At 48.1% G+C, this 19594-nt stretch carries 16 protein-coding genes; 7 read left to right on the top strand and 9 right to left on the bottom strand.

The genetic code is table 11. From position 1 onward, the window contains the following. Window positions 1-4 precede the first annotated feature (4 nt). The 4 genes from ACFI32_RS05090 (at window position 5) to ACFI32_RS05075 (ending at window position 4580) form a co-directional block, all read left to right on the top strand. A complete protein-coding gene (locus tag ACFI32_RS05090; protein WP_462625422.1) occupies window positions 5-1306 on the top strand; it encodes a phosphoribosyltransferase domain-containing protein in 1302 nt (433 codons plus the stop codon). Window positions 1307-1404: 98 nt separating this feature from the next. Further along, the gene (locus ACFI32_RS05085) at window positions 1405-2232 is read left to right on the top strand and encodes an HAD hydrolase family protein (protein ID WP_462625421.1); all 828 of its coding nucleotides are present in this window, start codon (window positions 1405-1407) and stop codon (window positions 2230-2232) included. Between the two features lie 62 nt (window positions 2233-2294). Beyond that, window positions 2295-3446 (top strand): cysteine protease StiP domain-containing protein, encoded by a 1152-nt coding sequence (locus ACFI32_RS05080; protein ID WP_462625495.1) that lies wholly within the window; start codon window positions 2295-2297, stop codon window positions 3444-3446. A gap of 69 nt (window positions 3447-3515) precedes the next feature. Then, complete coding sequence (locus tag ACFI32_RS05075; protein WP_462625420.1) at window positions 3516-4580, top strand: HpcH/HpaI aldolase/citrate lyase family protein; 1065 nt, start codon at window positions 3516-3518, stop codon at window positions 4578-4580. Between the two features lie 89 nt (window positions 4581-4669). Here the strand turns inward: ACFI32_RS05075 and ACFI32_RS05070 are convergent, their stop codons facing one another. After that, a complete protein-coding gene (locus tag ACFI32_RS05070) occupies window positions 4670-5482 on the bottom strand; it encodes an alpha/beta fold hydrolase (RefSeq protein WP_462625419.1) in 813 nt (270 codons plus the stop codon). A gap of 309 nt (window positions 5483-5791) precedes the next feature. Between ACFI32_RS05070 and ACFI32_RS05065 the strand changes: the two genes are divergently transcribed. Then, window positions 5792-6589 (top strand): enoyl-CoA hydratase/isomerase family protein, encoded by a 798-nt coding sequence (locus ACFI32_RS05065; RefSeq protein WP_462625418.1) that lies wholly within the window; start codon window positions 5792-5794, stop codon window positions 6587-6589. A gap of 110 nt (window positions 6590-6699) precedes the next feature. On the opposite strand, the gene ACFI32_RS05060 is transcribed toward ACFI32_RS05065, so the two are convergent. From ACFI32_RS05060 to acnB, 3 genes are all read right to left on the bottom strand, one after another. After that, window positions 6700-7173, bottom strand: a complete 474-nt coding sequence (locus tag ACFI32_RS05060) for a PACE efflux transporter (protein ID WP_462625417.1) — start codon at window positions 7171-7173, stop codon at window positions 6700-6702. Between the two features lie 155 nt (window positions 7174-7328). Further along, complete coding sequence (locus tag ACFI32_RS05055; RefSeq protein ID WP_462625416.1) at window positions 7329-7754, bottom strand: DUF805 domain-containing protein; 426 nt, start codon at window positions 7752-7754, stop codon at window positions 7329-7331. 210 nt (window positions 7755-7964) lie between these two features. Continuing rightward, on the bottom strand, window positions 7965-10568 hold the full coding sequence (gene acnB, locus ACFI32_RS05050) for a bifunctional aconitate hydratase 2/2-methylisocitrate dehydratase (RefSeq protein ID WP_462625415.1): 2604 nt from the start codon (window positions 10566-10568) through the stop codon (window positions 7965-7967). Between the two features lie 470 nt (window positions 10569-11038). On the opposite strand from acnB, the gene lipA reads away from it, so the two are divergent. Both lipA and mtnP read left to right on the top strand, forming a co-directional pair. Next, window positions 11039-12085, top strand: coding sequence for a lipoyl synthase (lipA, locus tag ACFI32_RS05045; RefSeq protein ID WP_462625414.1), 1047 nt, complete (start codon window positions 11039-11041; stop codon window positions 12083-12085). A 379-nt stretch (window positions 12086-12464) separates the two neighbouring features. Next, window positions 12465-13394: an S-methyl-5'-thioadenosine phosphorylase gene (gene mtnP / locus ACFI32_RS05040; RefSeq protein ID WP_462625413.1), complete on the top strand. Its 930-nt coding sequence runs from the start codon at window positions 12465-12467 to the stop codon at window positions 13392-13394. Between the two features lie 144 nt (window positions 13395-13538). Here mtnP and ACFI32_RS05035 read toward each other — a convergent pair whose 3' ends face one another. From ACFI32_RS05035 to arsS, 5 genes are all read right to left on the bottom strand, one after another. After that, window positions 13539-14585, bottom strand: a complete 1047-nt coding sequence (locus ACFI32_RS05035) for a methyltransferase domain-containing protein (protein ID WP_462625412.1) — start codon at window positions 14583-14585, stop codon at window positions 13539-13541. 129 nt (window positions 14586-14714) lie between these two features. Next, window positions 14715-15380: a TIGR04282 family arsenosugar biosynthesis glycosyltransferase gene (locus ACFI32_RS05030; protein WP_462625411.1), complete on the bottom strand. Its 666-nt coding sequence runs from the start codon at window positions 15378-15380 to the stop codon at window positions 14715-14717. A 63-nt stretch (window positions 15381-15443) separates the two neighbouring features. Next, the gene (locus ACFI32_RS05025; RefSeq protein WP_462625410.1) at window positions 15444-16280 is read right to left on the bottom strand and encodes a TIGR04283 family arsenosugar biosynthesis glycosyltransferase; all 837 of its coding nucleotides are present in this window, start codon (window positions 16278-16280) and stop codon (window positions 15444-15446) included. 70 nt (window positions 16281-16350) lie between these two features. After that, on the bottom strand, window positions 16351-18501 hold the full coding sequence (locus tag ACFI32_RS05020; RefSeq protein ID WP_462625409.1) for an FAD-dependent oxidoreductase: 2151 nt from the start codon (window positions 18499-18501) through the stop codon (window positions 16351-16353). 58 nt (window positions 18502-18559) lie between these two features. Beyond that, a complete protein-coding gene (gene arsS, locus ACFI32_RS05015; protein WP_462625408.1) occupies window positions 18560-19555 on the bottom strand; it encodes an arsenosugar biosynthesis radical SAM (seleno)protein ArsS in 996 nt (331 codons plus the stop codon). Window positions 19556-19594: the final 39 nt, after the last annotated feature.

Here is a 19594-nt window from a genome sequence, read left to right as displayed (position 1 = left end):
CTCTATGAAACAAAATTACGCTATTAAATTACCTCGCGGTACGCTGGATCTCACTTATCGGATAAATGAGGCTACCAGCACCAACCAACATCGTCAGTGCGAAAACCATCAGCCCTACCAGCTTGAAGATTTATTGGATTTCGCGCAGCGCATCAATCCTAAGCGCGCTTTTTTGTTTGTGTCCAAAGTACTGGGACGTCATATCCCTGTCGCGCCGCGTACCATGCGGCAGGCATTTACGGATTTGGCAAGCTTTATTCCTGATAATCTGCCTGAGCCAATTTTGGTTATCGGTATGGCAGAAACAGCAGTGGGTTTGTCTGCGGGCGTACACCAAGCCTTACAAACGCGCTATCCCAATGCGCTACTGCTCAACTCCACACGTCATGCGCAGCACAGTGCGCAAGACACTGAGCGTTTGCTGGCGACTTTTAGTGAAGATCACAGCCACGCCAGCAGTCATTTGATTTATAAAAGTCAGGATGCCAAAACACAGGCGCAAGTACTGACCAGCAAAACGTTAATCATGGTCGATGATGAAGCGTCAACGGGCAACACTTGCATCAATGTGGTCACTGCCCTGCGCGCTGCAGGTTTGACCCAGCTTGAAGCAGTACATCTGACCACATTGGTCGATTGGTCGATTGGTCAAACCAATGATGAGCTAGCAGGCGCACAAGATAGCATGGCAGCACGTTTGCCTGATATTGATTTTTATCGTCATCACTTGCTCTCGGGTGCGTGGCAATGGACGGATGCACCAAACCCTGAACCGATCCACATGCCTGCCGTTGACACCACTGAAGCAGGCAGCCAGCCAATTGCACCCACAGGCAACTGGGGACGCGCACCGACTTTGGACAGTACCTCTGGTTTTGCAGCGTATTTGGCACAATTTCAAAAATGCCTTGCCGCTTATCAGCATCAGAATACGTTTGATGATGTGATTTTGCCGCAAAAAATATTGGTACTGGGCAGTAATGAGTTTGTGTGGCTGCCGTTCTTATTGGCAGAATGGCTACAGCGACATACCGAGCATCAAGCACCTAAAAACAACTGTGCTAACACCGACTCTATGGTCAAATTTAGCGCCATTACTCGCTCACCGATTGCCACTGGCGGCGCGATCACTGCGATGCTGAGCTTTAGTGATAATTACGGGCTGGGGATGACCAACTTTGTCTACAACGTCGAGCCTGAGGCATGGGATTTGATTGTTTTGTGTGTGGAAACGCCAACTGACAGCGTGGATGCGATGTGGACAGGTTTGGATAATGTGGTGGTAATCAGTCCTACTGAGCAATAGGTCCGTAATCGCAAATAATATATCAATAAAACACCATGCATTGCCCTATTTGATCGACTTTATATTGAATATTGATGGATACTTTTATGACCTCATCTATGACTACGACTTTTTTCAAGCAAAGCCCTGATATCGTCAGGCCCTATACGCTAATGGATCTAGACGATACCCTATTTCAAACCCAGCGCAAGATTGATGCTTGGCAGGTGCCGACAGCCGAGCCAGAGCATCTGGTATGTGCGACAGTCAACAAGCAAGGCGAACCACTCAGTTTTATGAGTCAGCGCCAAGCGAGCTTTTTTAACTGGCTGCTTGCCAGTACCGAGCTGATCGTCGTCACCGCACGCGATACTGCGGAAATAAAGCGCGTGAAGCTGCCTTTTGACAGTTGGCAAGTGCTCACACATGGCGCAGTGATTGTTCGCCCTGACGGCAGCCTACTGAGCGAGTGGCAGCAGCATAGCCAGTCGCAGCTGATACCGCTACAAGACAAAATGCACCTGCTTACTGAGCGCTTAAAACAATACAGCGATCAGCTTGGCGATGGCAATCAGAACTTGGTATTGACACCGCATAGCGATACCTTTGATGGTAGTAGCTTGACAATTTATGTGGCCGTCAAACATGCCAACAAAGACCATCAAGCCTTGGCTGATTTGGCGCAGCAGTTGCCGACGCTTATCCCTGATTTTGCGGCAGATTTTTATGTGCATGTAAACGCCAATAATTTGGCAATCTTGCCCCATGCCATTCACAAGCAGCATGCGGTACAGTTTTTATTGACGCAGTGTCTAGACAGTGCACGCCCCAGCTTTGGCTTTGGTGACAGTTTGGCCGATTTGCCCTTTTTGCAGCAGCTGGATTGGTACGGTATGCCCAGTCGCGGACAGCTTCATTCTCAATTACAAACATGGCAGTTATCATGAGTACATCTATTCGTAGCCCTCACGCAGCAGTGACGCATCCACGCCACGATACCAACCCTGATATGCTGGATATCAGCCGTTACGGCTCTGGCAGCTATCCGCCCAGTGATGTGACTGTACTGCTCGATATTGTGGCTAAAGATGCAGTCGCTGACGTGCCAGTGACCCAAAAAGAGGCACTGATCCAAAGTGGACAGCGGCATTATTCTGACATGCTGACCTTGGAGCACGCACCAACCGACATGCACGAAATGCTGTACGAACAAGCGCTTGACGAAGGCGCTGATCGCATGGCAACCGATATTGCTAACTTGGCATACGCATTGCATCAGCAGTTTCAGAAAAACGTTACCAAAGACAAACCGCTCGTACTGGTCAGTTTGGTGCGCGCAGGCTTGCCAGTTGGGGTGCTGCTACAGCGCGCACTGGCAGATAGTGATCAGGGCTATGCATTACCCAGTCGGCACTATGGCATGAGCATTATCCGAGATCGCGGCCTCGATACCCGCGCACTGGCGCTGCTACTGTCCACTTACCCTGACAGTCCGATTGTGTTTGTTGATGGCTGGACGGGTAAAGGCGCAATTTATCAAGAGCTGGCACGCAGTCTTGAGCCATTTAGCCAGCAGTCGCATCTGCATTTTGGCAATATTTTTCATCAAGGTACAGGCGTGATACCGTTGTTGACGCTGGCAGATCCTGCTGGGGTAGCTTGGCTGTCAGCCAGTGGTGAAGACTGGCTGATTCCCTCAGGACTACTGAACAGCACAGTATCTGGTTTGATTTCGCGCAGTTTATATACCGAGCCGCAAATAGGTCTCCACCGTAGCGTATTTTATGATAACTTGGCCGCTGCCGATCGCAGTCTGGCCTTTATCACACATATTGATGAGAGGCGCAAGCAGCTGATGGTCACACCTCAACTGCTGTCAACCCATCAGATGCCGCGCTATCACACCGCTGCGCTGATCGATGATGTGGCACAGCAATATGCCATCACCAATCGCAACCGCATTAAGCCGACCATTGCTGAAGCCACACGTGCCATATTGCGCCGTGACCCTGAGCAAGTGCTGCTGGCGTCGCCTGATCATCCTGATACTGCGTTACTACGGCACTTATGCGCGCAGCGTGATATTACGGTGACGATATTAGGCGATCAGATACTGCCCTATCAGGCCATTACCTTAATCAAACAGCGTAGCACTGAGTAACGTCGCAAATAACGTTACTTAACTTGTTTATTTGTTCCATTCATCGACCATTACATGTGACCTTATTCTATGCCAGATACTTTATTTAGCTTTCAAAATCACACGCAATCTTACGCCCACCAAATCACTGAGCGTCACGCGATGGTCAAGCCGCATACCCATCATCCTTATCAGCTGGGAGCGAGCTTGTACATGCCAGCAACGCGAAAAGACATCTGGCAAGTGATTAAGCGCGACAAGCTACCGACGATCAATAGCATTATTATCTGCCTAGAAGATGCGGTCAGCCACGCAGATGTGGAAATGGCGCTCACACAACTCCAAACCCTACTCCATACCTGGGCAACGCACCTCGACAGTATCAATGAGCCATCAGATGCTACCAACGACACAAAACACCAACCGCAGCAGCCCACGCGGCCGCTGGTATTTGTACGTCCGCGTAGCCCAATGATGCTACAGCAATTGGCAGCGTTTGAGCATATTGACCTATTAGATGGCTTTGTATTACCCAAAGTCGATATGTATAGCCTGTCTAACTGGCGAATGGCGTGCCAGAACTTAAGCGCCGAACAGCTACTGATGCCAACGCTTGAAACCGCCGCCTTGTTTGATCAACATCATAACCAAGAATTAGCCATTGCCTTTAAAGAGGCCTTTGTCCAGCCTATCTTTGCTCTGCGTATCGGCGGCAATGACTTGTTTTCGGCGCTGCGCCTACGCCGTCCAAAAAATAACATTGTTTATGACACCCCTATTGGTACGCTCGCCTACCAGTTGCTTAGCTGTTTTGTACCACATGGCTTTTATTTGACCGCGCCTGTCTTTGAGTATTTAGACAGTCCAACCCTATTTATGCAAGAGTTGACTCGTGATGTCGGCTTAGGTTTGGTAGGAAAAACCGTCATTCATCCAAGCCAAATCGCATTGGTACAACAAGCCTACTGCGTGCCAACGAGTGTGCTGGATGAAGCAGAAGCCATCTTGCACGCTGAGGCCAAAGCAGTTTTCAAATACAACGACACCATGCTAGAGCCTGCCACGCACCGCGCATGGGCAACTGAGGTGGTCAACCGTGCTCAAGTGTTCGGAACCATTGATGACAGCACTGCCGACCTACAATCCTTGTTATAAAAAATACTGGTGAACGCCGCATCGACCACATGCACAAAAAAACCGCTATCACATACGATAGCGGTTTTTTTTGGATTGTACGGTGGTGATTATAGGCAAGTGATCAAAAACTGACTAATCGCCGTATTGATCTTTTCAGGCGTTTCTATCGTTGCCGTATGTCCTGCACCTTTTAAAACTAAAAGCTTTGATCCTGAGATGGCAAAATGCATACGCTCCGCTTTGGGATAAGGTGTTGCCACATCTTGGTCACCAACAATAACCAATGTCGGCGCGGTAATCTTGCTGATTTTTTCATACACGCCTTCACGCTCTATCACGCCGAGCGCCGCACGCGTTGTACCCAATTTGTGATTGGCTTGGAGCTGCTCAAGCCAAGCTTTGCACTCATCCTTGCGCCCTTTGTCGGTCAAAAATTGCTCACCAAACATAATGGGCAACACCTTTTTACTGACTCGCTTCATACCAAGCCAGCGAATGGCATTCACCAGCTTCATATATTTAGGCGCATTATCGACATCTTCAGGATCGGCTGAAGTGGCAATCAATACCAACGACAATATACGATCAGGGTGGCGAATGGCCAGTCGCTGTGCGACAAACCCACCCATCGATAGTCCGACAAAGTGATACTGCTCGATACCAAGCGCCTCAAGCAGCGCCTCAGTATCGTTGGTTAAACTGTCCATATCATAGCCAGTTTTGGTAATCTGTGACTGACCTTGACCACGAAAATCAAAGGTAATACAGCGATAATGCGCGCTAAAATGAGCCACCTGCTCATCATATATGCGCGCACTCCACAGCAGTCCATGCGCGAACACCATCACTGGCTTGTGCTGATCATAAGGATCACTGTCCTCATAATGAATATTGGCACCATTGATTTGCATAAACGGCATAATCACATCCTTGCTGGCTAAAATAAATTGGGCACACTCCCGTACCAGAAGTGCTATTAGAAACACCATCCAGCATAAATGACAGTCATGATATTTTGTAGCCTCGTTTGGCAGCGTCTATGTAACCAATAGTGTCAGCACATCATCAATCGGTAGCTGCTGCGCCCACAAAATCCGCTTTTATAATAGGTGCAAACTGCTATAGTAATCAGCATTGCGTTATTGGTTATCACCAATTTGTCTCAATATCTCCTATACAGGCGCACAAATAACCGTTTGAAACCATCATTGAATATAAGGAAGTATCAAATGTCACAGCCTATCGTCGATTATCAAGTCGAAAACCATATTGCCACCATCACCTTTAATGACCCAAAAAGTCTTAATGCCTTTGGTACACCTTTAAAAAATAATGTCATGACAGCGCTAGACAAGGCAGCAGCCGATGATCAGGTGCGGGTGATTATTTTGCAAGGGGCTGGTGGCAACTTCTCAAGCGGCGGCGATATCAAAGAGATGCTGTCTGAGGGGCTGAATAAAGATATTGTCTCGAACAAACTAAGAGGAATGGTACAAGGCGCAGGCGAAATCAGCCTAAAGCTACGCGATATTCATAAGCCCATCATTGCCAAACTAGCAGGCGCGGTGGCAGGCGCTGGCATGAACTTGGCGCTGACCTGTGATTTTCGTATTGCGGCAGATAACGCCAAATTTGTGCAAGCCTTTGTCAATATTGGTTTAGTGCCTGACGCTGGCGGTATTTATTTATTGAATGAGCTGGTAGGTGCTGCCAAAGCAACTGAGCTTGTGATGCTGGGAGACAAACTCACCGCAGACGATATGGCGCGCTTAAATCTGGTGAATAACGTGGTAAGTGCTGACGAGCTAGACGCCACCGTACAGGCATTGGCGCTGCGTTTGAGCCAACTGCCAGGCAAGGCCTTGGCGGCAATGAAAGAGAGCTTGAATGTGCATGCTTTTGCAGGTTTAAGCGACGCGCTAGATATGGAAGTGGCGCAGCAAACCGTAATGGCAAAAACCGATGATTTTATCGAAGGGGTTAGCGCTTTTGTAGAAAAGCGAAAGCCTGTTTATCAAGGTAAATAATTCACACCTACCTGAAATAAGGCATGATCAAGAAGGCTGTCCCTATCAGACAGCCTTTTTTAGTGCCTATGTATGATTTGTATGATTCTTTTTAATTAAGGGACAAATACTTATCGAGAGGCAGATGCCGACTTATAGTGATAAGGCAAAGCGAATATCCTGTCGAAAACTAATGTAAAGGTAAACGTATAGACTAAGAAAAATAGCAGTAACGCGACCTCCATCATAAACGCTTTTATCAAACCAACATCGTACCACACCATATAGAGTGGCACGCAGATCAACACCAGTCCGCCCTCAAAACCAAAAGCATGCATGCTGCGTATCCACAGCGTACGCTGGGCGATGCGCCTACGGTGTTCCCACGCTTCAAAAGCGGTGTTATATATAAAGTTCCAAATCACGGCTGCCATTGACATCATAACCGCAATCGGGAGAGATTCTGACGCATCGCTATGACTGAGCTTCATCAATATAACGGTAGATAAAATAATAGCAACGATTTCAAAGACGGTCACATAGACAATACGACGTTTCACTGGGGATAAGATAATCAACCAAGACTCCAAAGCACCTGTATTCAAAAAAAGTGCCTATCAAAGTATCGGTCCGTCCCGAGTTAGAAAGTAGAAAAAAGAGGTGAAGTGCAGAGCCACGGTTTCCGCCTGCCCTTACATTATACATAATATAATAAGAGAAACCAGCTGACACGCTTATCACTTAAAGCAAAATAAAATTTTTATTTTGCTGGTGGACCCCATCGATTGGCTTCAGGCTTGGTATCGATTACAAGAAATACGATCAATACAATACCTATTAGTGGAATAAGTGATATCAAAATCCACCATCCTGAGCGACCCGTATCGTGTAATCTGCGAGCAGTAACAGCAAGGCTAGGCAAAAACAGACCTAGCGCTACGATCGCATAAAAAAGCCCTGTTTCTGAGCTAAAAATGATGCTATCTACGATCATCGCAAGAATTGTCACACCCATTTGTACTAAGAAAAAATACCAAAACTCTTTACGGCGGGCCCGACCAGAGAAGTTAACATAGTTTTTCAGGCCTTTTTTAAACCAATCAATAATGCCGTAGTCTTCTTCAGCATTATAACTGCTTGAGGTCATATTTTTTGGTATTGGTGGTGGTGTCACGTTATTCGGCATATTTTATGTTCCATAGATATGGCTGCTAATAATGTCTAGCAGTAGCAGGAGTCATTCAGAGTTTTCGATTCATGAATATAGATTATAACATTCAATAAAAGTTTACAGATAATTATTCATACTTTTTTATTTGATCATTAAAAAACCCCGCATCATCACGATACGGGGTTTTGTTTATTTAAAAATGTTTAACTTAAGCGTCAACCAAGATTAGCTCAACTGAGCAACATTAATCTTGTCTGCTTCTTCGGTGTACTCTTCCATACGATCGAAGTTCATGTATTGATACACTTCATCGCCCATGCTGTTGAGCATGCCAGCGTATTGCTGATACTCATCGTTAGTCGGCAATTTACCAAGTACCGCAGCAACGGCAGCAAGCTCTGCAGACGCTAGGTATACGTTTGCGCCTTGACCGAGGCGGTTCGGGAAGTTACGCGTCGAGGTTGATACCGCCGTCGATTTCGGTGCGATACGCGCTTGGTTACCCATACAGAGTGAGCAGCCTGGCATTTCCGTACGAGCGCCGGCTTGTGCATAGATGTTGTAGTAACCTTCTTCCATCAACTGGCGTGCATCCATCTTAGTCGGTGGTGCAATCCATAGACGAGTCTTGAGGCTACCTGCTGGTACGTCTTGCAAGAGTTTACCAGCGGCGCGGAAGTGACCAATGTTGGTCATACATGAGCCGATGAATACTTCGTCAATGGTATCACCAGCGACGTCTGCCAAGGTTTTGGCATCATCTGGATCATTCGGGCAGCAAAGGATTGGCTCTTTGATCTCGCTCATATCGATAGTGATGTCGATAGCGTATTCAGCATCGTCGTCCGCACGCATGAGGCTTGGGTTCGCGAGCCACTCTTGCATGGCTTCGATACGGCGGCTAATAGTACGCGCGTCGCCATAACCTTCACTGATCATCCACTTGAGCAGCGTGATATTTGAATTTAGGTATTCCGTTACTGAGTCTTCAGACAAGGTAATGGTACAACCAGCAGCACTACGCTCAGCTGAGGCATCAGATAACTCGAACGCTTGCTCAGCGGTCAAGTCTTCTAGTCCTTCGATCTCAAGGATACGGCCGTTAAACTCGTTGATTTTGCCTTTCTTATCAACGGTCAAATACCCTTCTTTGATTGCTTGATAAGGAATGGCATGTACAAGGTCACGTAAGGTGATACCCGCTTGACGCTCACCAACGAAACGAACACGGACAGATTCAGGCATATCGAGTGGCATCACACCAGTCGCAGCAGCGAACGCCACCAGACCAGAACCCGCTGGGAACGAGATGCCCATTGGGAAACGGGTATGCGAATCACCACCAGTACCAACAGTATCAGGCAGTAGCATACGGTTAAGCCATGAGTGGATGATACCATCACCTGGACGTAGGCTCACACCGCCACGGTTCATGATAAAGTCAGGTAGCGTGTGCTGCGTCTCAACGTCAACTGGCTTTGGATAAGCGGCTGTGTGACAGAATGACTGCATCACTAGGTCTGCTTGGAAACCCAAACATGCCAAGTCTTTTAGCTCATCACGTGTCATTGGGCCAGTCGTATCTTGAGAGCCGACAGTGGTCATCTTAGGCTCACAGTACATGCCAGCACGCACGCCTTCTAGGCCACATGCTTTACCGACCATTTTCTGGGCAAGCGTAAAGCCTTTACCCGTATCGGCTGGCTCTTCTGGCTTGGCAAAGATGTCTGAATGACCAAGACCCATATACTCACGCGCACGATTGGTCAAGCCGCGACCAACGATCAATGGAATACGGCCACCAGCACGTACTTCATCAAGCAATGTTGGTGAGCTGAGCTCAAACGTTGACAGCACTTCATCAGAGTCATGCTTGGTGATTTTGCCATCGTGCGGATAGATATCAAACACATCGCCCATATTGAGGTTATCAACCGCAACTTTTTCGATTGGCAATGCGCCAGAATCCTCCATGGTGTTAAAGAAGATCGGTGCGATATTGTTACCGAGTACCAGACCGCCGCCGCGCTTGTTGGGCACGTTCGGGATGTCTTCACCCATGAGCCACAATACTGAGTTGGTAGCAGACTTACGGCTAGAACCGGTACCGACCACGTCACCCACATAGGCAAGCGGATGACCTTTTTCTTTAAGTTCTTCGATTTGCTTCATTGGGCCAACAACGCCCTCTTCGTCAGCAGTGATGCCGTCGCGAGAGTTTTTGTGCATGGCAAGTGAATGCAGTGGGATATCAGGACGGCTCCATGCGTCTTGCGCAGGTGACAAGTCATCGGTGTTGGTTTCGCCGGTGACTTTAAACGTCGTGTAAGTGGTTTTCTTTGGCACTTCAGCGCGGTTTAAGAACCATTCGGCATCCGCCCAAGACTGAATCACTTCTTTGGCGATATCATTGCCCGCTTCGGCTTTTTCTGTCACGTCATTGAATGCGTCAAATACCAATAGCGTTTTCTTTAGTGCTTCAGCAGCATCTTGTGCCACGTCGCTATCATCGAGTGCCGCTACTAATGGCTGCACGTTGTAGCCGCCCTGCATCGTACCTAGGATTTCGACCGCTTTTTGCTTGCTGATCAGTGGTGATGTTGCCTCACCTTTTAAAATGGCTGCCAAAAATGCCGCTTTGACGTAAGCTGCTTGGTCAACACCAGCAGGAATACGGTTTTCTAGCAAATTCATCAAAAAGTCTTCTTCACCCGCTGGCGGATTCTTAAGTAGCTCAACAAGCTCGGCAACTTGTTTTTCGTTCAATGGTAGGGGAACCGTTCCTTGCTCCGCACGTTCTGCGACATGCTTGCGATAAGCTTCTAACACGATAGTCATCCTCTATTTTTTGGGTGATCAGCACGTCGCGTGGGTAGCCAAATCACTGCCTACATTGACGTGCTGTATTGATTACATACCGCCACAATATAGCTTAAAACAGCCAAAATGTTAATGACCAAAGATCAAACAGGCGCACATAGCCAACATTTAGTAGAAAAATGAATAGTATTTTTTACTCCCTATGCGTAGCACTAAGCGCGTGTAAAAAACCTTAAAAACCTGTCCTCGATCACATTGTCCTACTTGACTAATCACACTGATTTATTTGATAAGTACAAGCCTTATATACCATCCATATCACGGCCGATATGATACGCACTTGCGGCAATGGATGGGTGAAACCTAAGAGAAGATTTGCTATAATTGGTTGCTATCATCTCGCTGTTCACTGTCATTGAATAACAAACAAAACCCTTATCTTATAAAGGCTTAGGATTATAAGGGGTTAGGATAAGCTTATGAGCTCATTAGCTGTACAAACACACGTTCCTGCAACCAAACCCAAACCGAAAAAAGCGGTTCAAGGTGAAAAGCTGCGCGGCTACGACAAGGTTGCCCGTATTCCCATTAAAGTAATCCCCACAGTTGAGGCCAAAAAAAAGCCCGATTGGATTCGCGTAAAAATGTCCTCACCTGCTGAAGTTGCGCGTATCAAAGCCACCCTGCGTGAGCAAAAGCTCTATACTGTTTGTGAAGAAGCGGCCTGCCCCAACTTGCCGCAGTGCTTTGCAGATGGTACAGCGACCTTTATGATTATGGGTGACATCTGTACGCGCCGCTGCCCGTTTTGTGATGTGGCACATGGTCGTCCTAACAAGCTTGACGCTGATGAACCGCGCCATACCGCTGAGACTATCTTAGGCTTACAACTAAAGTATGCGGTCATTACCTCAGTGGATCGTGATGATTTAAAAGACGGCGGCGCCGGTCACTTTGTTGAAGTCATCAATGAGTCTAAAGCCCTCAGTCCCAACTGTCTCATCGAAATTCTGGTACCAGATTTTCGTGGCCGTATGGAGATGGCGCTTGATCTATTGACCGAAACGCCACCTGATGTCTTTAACCACAATATCGAAACCGTGCCACGCTTATACAAAGCGTTCCGTCCTGGTTCTGATTATCAACACTCGCTCGATTTGCTCAAGCGTTATAAAGCGCGTCGTCCAGATATCGCCACCAAATGCGGCTTTATGGTTGGCCTTGGCGAGACCGAAGAAGAGGTCTACGCCCTACTCGATGACTTAAAAGCGCATGATGTCGACATGATTACCATCGGTCAGTACTTACAGCCCAGCAAAAACCATGCGCCTGTCGACCGCTACGTGCATCCAGACGAGTTCCAGCGCTATATGGACTATGGCAAAAAGATTGGCTTCTTTAGCATTTGGGCAGGCCCAATGGTACGCTCAAGCTACTTTGCTGACCGTCAATACTATGGCGAAGACTGCCCCGCGCCTGTACGCAGCAAAAAAGCCTTGGAAGCGGAAGGCAAATTGGGCTGCTAATACGCCGCTCACACAAAGTAGATCAGTATGCAAAAGGGGAATGGTTATAAGTGACCATTCCCCTTTTTTTCACTGCCTTTGCTTAACGACAGTCAACACTCAATAAAAAGTTACATCATGACAAACGCGCTCGATTGAACGGGCTTTTCTTGCTTGCTGTGGCTGCGTCTTTTGATGCTACGAAAACTATCTTTAAATCTCGCTATATCTTATTTATAACAGGTCTTGAATACCTTTACGCACACTCAATCAGCACAAAGCCAACCTCTATTTAAATTTCATACAAAGTTATAAATGTCAGTGACCAATAAAGCGGGCGTGTTATAGTCATCTAAGCAAAAAGGTTGCCCGATTTTTTATTCCTTATTTGGAGTCTATTATGCCTACCTCTGCCCATAAAGATAAAGATAAAGATAAAGATAAAGCTACCACGCCCTCATCTGACACGGTTTGTGCTGAGATTGCCATTATTGGCGGTAGCGGTTTGTATCAAATGCCAGACTTGAGCAATAAGCGGCAAGTGACCATCGCAACCCCTTACGGTGACCCCTCTGACCACATCGTGTTGGGTGAGCTTGGCGGTGTGACGGTTGCCTTTTTGACCCGTCACGGTCAAGGGCACAGACTGACCCCATCTGAAGTGCCTTATCGCGCTAATATCTATGCGCTCAAAACACTGGGCGTACGTTACATATTGTCAGTATCGGCGGTTGGGTCGTTGCAAGAAAGACTCAAACCTTTAGATATGGTCGTGCCAGATCAAATGATAGATATGACCAAGCATCGCGTCAGTACGTTTTTTGGTGAAAGGGCGGTTGCGCACGTAGCGATGGCCGATCCACTATGTCCTGCCCTTGCCACTATTTTGACAAGGGCTTATGACAATGCAGATATCGCTGAGGGCACCTGTCACCCAGCAGCAACCTATATCTGTATCGAGGGGCCGCAGTTCTCTACTCGTGCTGAGTCGCATTGGTATCGTCAAATGCAAGCGGATATCATTGGCATGACCAATATGCCAGAAGCCAAATTGGCACGCGAAGCCAGTATGGCGTATGCCACTCTTGCCTTGGTGACCGACTTTGATTGTTGGCACCCGACCGAAGAGTCCGTCAGTGCCGACTATGCCATACAAAATCTAATGAAAAATGCCGAAAATGCCCAAAAAGTCATTAAAGAAGCGGTCGCACTAATCGCCGCTGAATCACCTGAGTCAATCGCTCATAGTGCGCTGGCACAAGCCTTAATCACACCTGTTGAGAAGCTGGATGCACTCACCAAAACCAGACTGGCGGCGCTGTTGCCTTAATGACATACATGAGTAACATACCTCAGTAACATACATCGAAACACCGTATGCCGATAACTGGGTATGATACCGTCACTGTTTAGCACTCAAGGCCATGAAAGGCCATGATATGAGTGATGGCCTTTTTATCCTCAGTAATTTGCGTCAGCAGCAGTTGCCGGCAAGATCAGCATTCATACCCAACTTAATTCCAAAAGGCATGGCTTCACCGCACCCTGCAAAAATACCATAGTGGCGACTGTCATCACCAATAAAGTCAAAATGCGGTGCAAAGCGAGATTCTTGTAGCATCCGAAACGTATTACCGCAGACAGGGAATACTCGCCCCGCCTCAATCGCATGATGCTTGTCTAAATCAAATCGATGCGGAGATTGCTCGATAGACCCTTTGTATATCACGGCTTGCCCATGATCTTCACAGGCATCCTCTAATGCGGCAATCTTAAACAAGCGATAAGTGGCTGAGAAAAACTGTATGTCACCGATTTTGGCAGCCAGTACAGGATCGGTAATCTCAAGCGGGCGATCCTCCACCAGACGTGGATCTAAAAACCCTGCGTTTCTTGATAAACGGATAAAATCTTTCCAGTACAACGCGCCACTCAAACACTCACCATATAACACTGGATCATCGATCAGATGCTGCGGGATACGCCGATCAGCATAAACGTCAGAAAAATAAAATTCACCGCCCGGTTTGAGCAAGCGCTGCACGCTCGCCATCACAGCAGCCTTATCCGGTGATAAATTGATGACGCAGTTTGAGACGATAATATCGAAGCTACCATCAGCCAGATCCAGCTCATCTAACTTTTCGATATAACCATGTAAAAACGTCACATTATCATAGCCAAACTGCTCGATATGATAGGCTTGATGCTGCTTTGCAACGGCCAGTTGCTCCTCGGTCATATCCACACCAACCACATGACCGCTCTCACCGACCAATTGCGCAAGTGCATAGACATCGCGACCTGAGCCACTGCCTAAGTCTAGAATTCGGCAACCTTCAAGTAATGCAGGACAAACCAGCCCACAGCCGTAATAGCGGCTCATGACTTCATCGTGAATGTTTGCCAGCAGCGGCTTGAGCCATTCAGGCATATTACTGATATCGCAACACGCCGAGGTTTTTAGATCATCGGTTCCTTGCAGCTCTTTGCCATAATAATTTTGCACAACGTCATGCATAACCATATCCTTGTTTATAGTAATATCTATTTAGAGCGTGTCATCAATTAGCCCATCAAATCATTTAGCGGTCTTAAAATGACACGCCCTAAAACGTAAATGAATAACGGTAAAAATTATATTTAATTTTTAGATTTTTTTGAGTGTATTGCGCCAATCTGACGGTAAATGTACTAAATCATCAGGCTCGTCAATGTCATGTAGCGCTGGCAACAACGCCAGTGTCCAACCTAATGCCGCGATACGCTGCTTGGTCACATCAGCGACGCTCGCCGTACTCCAGATAATATCTGAAAAAAGGCTAGCATCAACTTGCTTAAAGCCCAGTAACACATAGCCCCCATCGGTTGCAGGAATCATCACCGCATCATGTTGGTCTAGCTGCTGTACTGCTGACTGTATACGCTCTGCGGTTAGGCTAGGACAGTCTGTCCCAATTAGGACAACTTTTTCATATTTTTCTAATGCGTTCTGACTGGCAGTGCGTAAGCGCGCGCCCAAATCACCCTCTGCCTGAGCAGACCATTGCAAAGATTTGAGTAAATCAAGCGCTTGCCAGCAGGGGTCTTCTGGTGCGGGATTCACGCATAGCTCAACAGCAAAATCGGTGGCGACTGCCTGATCAACACTATGTAATAACAATTGCCGTGCCATATTTGCAGCACCCTCGACGCCCAGCGCGGGCTGCAGACGAGTCTTTGCCATATTGGGTGCTGGATATTTAGCAAATAAAATGACGCAGGTAGGTTGCGCGCTTATATGCGGCTCAGCTTTTACTTTAGCAGTTGAATGCATTAGGGCGTGTCTCTGTCTTATTATGGTTTATTGAAATTTGCCTACATATCCAGTCTTTATTATTTACGATTTATAATAGCGCTGCTTTAAGCGGTCAGGCGATACCCCGCGCCAATAGTCAAAGCGCAAATACCACATCAAAAAAATCGTACGACAATGACCATGTTGCTGCCAGCGCCGCGCTGACGTCATCACTTTGCTTTGTAAACAGGCAGGCCTGCTGATAGGTTTTAGGCGCTTACATAGCTCGACATCTTCCATTAGTGGCTGATCAGGATAGCCACCCAATCGTTCAAATAGAAATTTTTTGATAAAAATGGCTTGATCACCCGTTGCAATACGTACCAACCGTGAGCGCTTGTTGATCATCATACCAACAACTTTTAACAATGGATGAGGACTGTCCAAGCGCACATCAAAACGTCCCCAATCATACGTCATCATTGCACGTTGAATGTCATCTGTCGCATCAGTCGGCAACTGGGTATCGGCATGTAAAAACAGCAGCACATCGCCAGTTGCTCGCTTAGCGCCAGCATTCATCTGCCGAGCGCGTCCAGCAGTGGACTCGATCAAATGCCAGTCAATCGATGACTGTCTCGTTTTTGACCACGCTTTTAGCAAATTATGCACGGCGGTCATCGAGCCATCCGTTGACCCGCCATCAACCACTATCACTTGCTGCGGCGCTGGGCTGAGCGTATGGATATGCGCAATAAGGTGTGGCAAATTACCCACTTCATTTAACAGTGGAATGATGATTGAAACCGTACGCGGCGGTAGCGGTGCAGCAGATCGAGTTGGCGCGCAGGCACTCGCGCGGCTTTTTCTTACTGCCGCCTGATTTTGCGGCGCCGCTGCCCACACGTAAGCAACATAGACCGTACTGGCGGTCATCATGGCTACTATCCGCGCGGTTGGTTTACGATATCTGATATTCAACCACATAGTGCCTCATCATCCAAACGATTCAATGCCGCCGAAAGCGGTGATAGCGCTCAACCCACTTTAACAATTGCTGCGGGGCATGTGCGCGTTTCCACTCTCCTGCGGCATATTTGTTGGCTTCACTCATGGTGGGATAGGTGTGAATCGTCCCTAAAATCTTGTTTAACCCAAGACCATGCTTCATCGCCAGTACATACTCCGCCAGCAGCTCGCCTGCATGATTGCCGACGATGGTCACGCCCAGTATGGTGTCTTTATTGGGTACGGTCAGCACTTTAACCCAACCTGTTGCCTGACTGTCGGTAATCGCGCGATCCAAGTCATCAAGAGCATAGCGGGTGATTTCAAATGCTATGTTTTGCGCGCGGGCGTCTTGCTCATTGAGCCCCACACGCGCTATTTCAGGGTCAATAAACGTCACCCAAGGAATCACGCGGTAGTCGGCTTTGAATTTTTTAAACATTCCAAATAAGCCATTGACCGCTGCATACCACGCTTGATGCGCCGCCACATGGGTGAACTGATAGGGGCCTGCCACATCTCCTGCCGCTAAGATATTGGGGTATTTGGTTTCAAGATAGGCGTTGGTGGTGACCGTACCCGTGGTATCAATACCCAGCGCCTCAAGACCATAACCAGTCAACCGCGCGCGCCTGCCAACGGCAAGAATCAACGTATCAAACTCAAGCGTCACCTCAGTACCGTGTGCCGTTACGATCAAGCGCTGAATCTGCCCATCGCGCTCACAGCGCACTGCTTCATGCTCAAGCAATACATGGACGCCGTCTGCTTCTAGGCATTGCTTAGCATAATCTGACACGTCTTGATCTTCTTTTTTTAGCAGACGTGCGCCGCGCTCAATCTGACTGACCGTAGATCCCAAACGCGCAAAAGCCTGCGCCAGCTCACAGCCTATCGGGCCGCCGCCAAGGATCACCAGACGCTTGGGCGGCGTAGATTGCTGGCTCAGCGCTGACCACAGGGTATCGCTGGTCAAATAATTCACTGTCTCAAGCCCTGCAATCGGTGGTACAAACGGCTGGCTGCCTGCCGCAATCACAATACTGCGCGTGGTCAGCCGCTGATGCTCGCCATTCTCGCTTTCAACCTCAACCGTCCAAGGATCGATAATGGTGGCATAGCCTTTGATGACATCGACGCCCAACTTGGTATAGCGCTCGACGCTATCATGTGGCTCAATAGTCGCAATGATGCGGTGAATGCGCGCCATAACCGCGCTAAAATCATACTGCGCCTCTACCGCTTGCAATCCGTAAGCTGACGCATGGCGCATCTCATGCGCTATTTTGGCGCTTTTTATCAGCGCTTTACTGGGCACGCAGCCGTAATTTAGGCAATCGCCGCCCATCTTATGTGCTTCAACCAAGCTGACTTTGGCCTTAACCGTAGCGGCAATATACGCCGACACCAAGCCGCCCGCCCCAGCACCGATAACCACGATATTGCGATCAAAGCGCGCAGGTTTGCGCCAGCCTTTATAAACGTGCTGGCGTTGATACCATGCAAGCCCCTTTTTGGCGATGAGCGGAAACAGCGCCAATAAGACAAACGAGCCAAGCAAGGCAGGCGAGATGATGTCCTTGAGGCTCTCGATCTGCGCCAGCTGCACCCCAGCATTGATATAAACAAACGTACCTGCCAGCATGCCCACCTGACTGACCCAATAGTACGTCCATGGCCGAATCTTAGTCAGTCCCATCAAGATATTGACCAAAAAAAACGGGAATAAAGGCAACAGACGCAGCGTAAACAGATAAAAGCCGCCGTCTTTTTCCATACCTTCGTTAATGCGGGTCAGCTTACTGGCAAATTTGCGTTGGAAGCTATCACGCAGCAAATAACGTGAGGTTAAAAACGCCAGTAGCGCGCCAATGCTTGAAGCAAATGAGGCCAACAGCAGCCCCCACCACAAACCAAATAGCGCCCCTGCCAGCAAGGTCATTAAGGCCGCGCCCGGTAGCGAAAAAGCAGTAATGACCACATACCCGATAAAAAAGGCACCGCTCACCAGCAGCGGCGATGTGTCACGCCACTGATAAAACTCACCCAAACGCGACTGAATGCCTGCTAAGGTCAACACCTCATTCAGCCCAAAAAAGAAAAAACCGGCAATAATTCCAATAATCAGTAGAACAATCACGAACTTTTTCATGGGCTACGCCTTATTGGTGGTTGGTGGAGCGTGATTACTATCTGAGCCAGTATCGTTTTTAAGCGGTGCTTTCTTCTGCAGAGCTGTCTTCTAGCGCGCCGCCGCAGCTGCTGCCTTGACCTGCCGTGCAGCCATAACAATGATCCGCTATCGCAATAGCATCACCCGCAGGAGTTTGCGTGAGCAAGTCTCGCAAATGACGCCGCAACTTATTGGGTACAGGCATCTGCAATTGTTGATTAAAGTCACAATCAAACAACTCGCCCAGCCAGTTGACACTAATGGTCGAGCGGCACATGACGTGCGCCAAATTTGCTGCCATATAGTTATCTTTGAGTATCGTCATATAGGGATAAAACTGATCCTTGGCCAAAAGCACCGCCCCAAAGCGCTGGATGGGCATATTGGTCAGTGCAAACAACTGGTTAAACTCAATATCAAAATGCGCCTTTAACTCGCGCTTATAGTCGGCTTCTAACTGCTCTTGATTTGGCGGTAGCGATGGCCCTTGCGGGTTGTAAACCAAGTTTAGTATCAAGCCGTTATCGTCCTCGGCAGATGCTTTGCCATAGCCCAGCTGATTGAGCTTTTGCAGTCCCAATATACTGTCATCAAAAGCGCCTTTGCCGCGCTGCTTATCTACGTTCTCGATCGAGTAACAAGGAAGCGACGCCACCACCTCTACGTGCTGATCGGCCAAAAACTGCGCCATATCCTCATAGCCCTCTTCCATTAAAATGGTCAAGTTACAGCGGTCAATCACGGTTACGCCAAGATCACGCGCGGCTTTAACCAAATATTTAAAATCGGCATGCATCTCAGGTGCGCCGCCTGTCAGATCCAGTATCTCAATGTCTTGCACTTGTAGCACCTGCACCACCAGCTCAACCAAGTCGCGCGGCATCATTTCAGTGCGATAAGGACTGGCCGCCACATGACAATGCACACAAGACATGTTGCATAGGTAGCCTAGATTCACCTGCAACGTGGTCAGCTTCTGCCGCTTAATGGCAGGAAAATCCGTGGCTTCGAGCAGTTCAATAGTGGATTTCATAATGGTCTCTCGCCCTGTCGATAGCGCATCATGGCGCCA

Source organism: Psychrobacter sp. PSi21 (assembly GCF_054960615.1).
The sequence above is the reverse complement of the archived record's forward strand: the minus strand, read 5'-3'. Positions and strand labels throughout refer to the sequence as shown.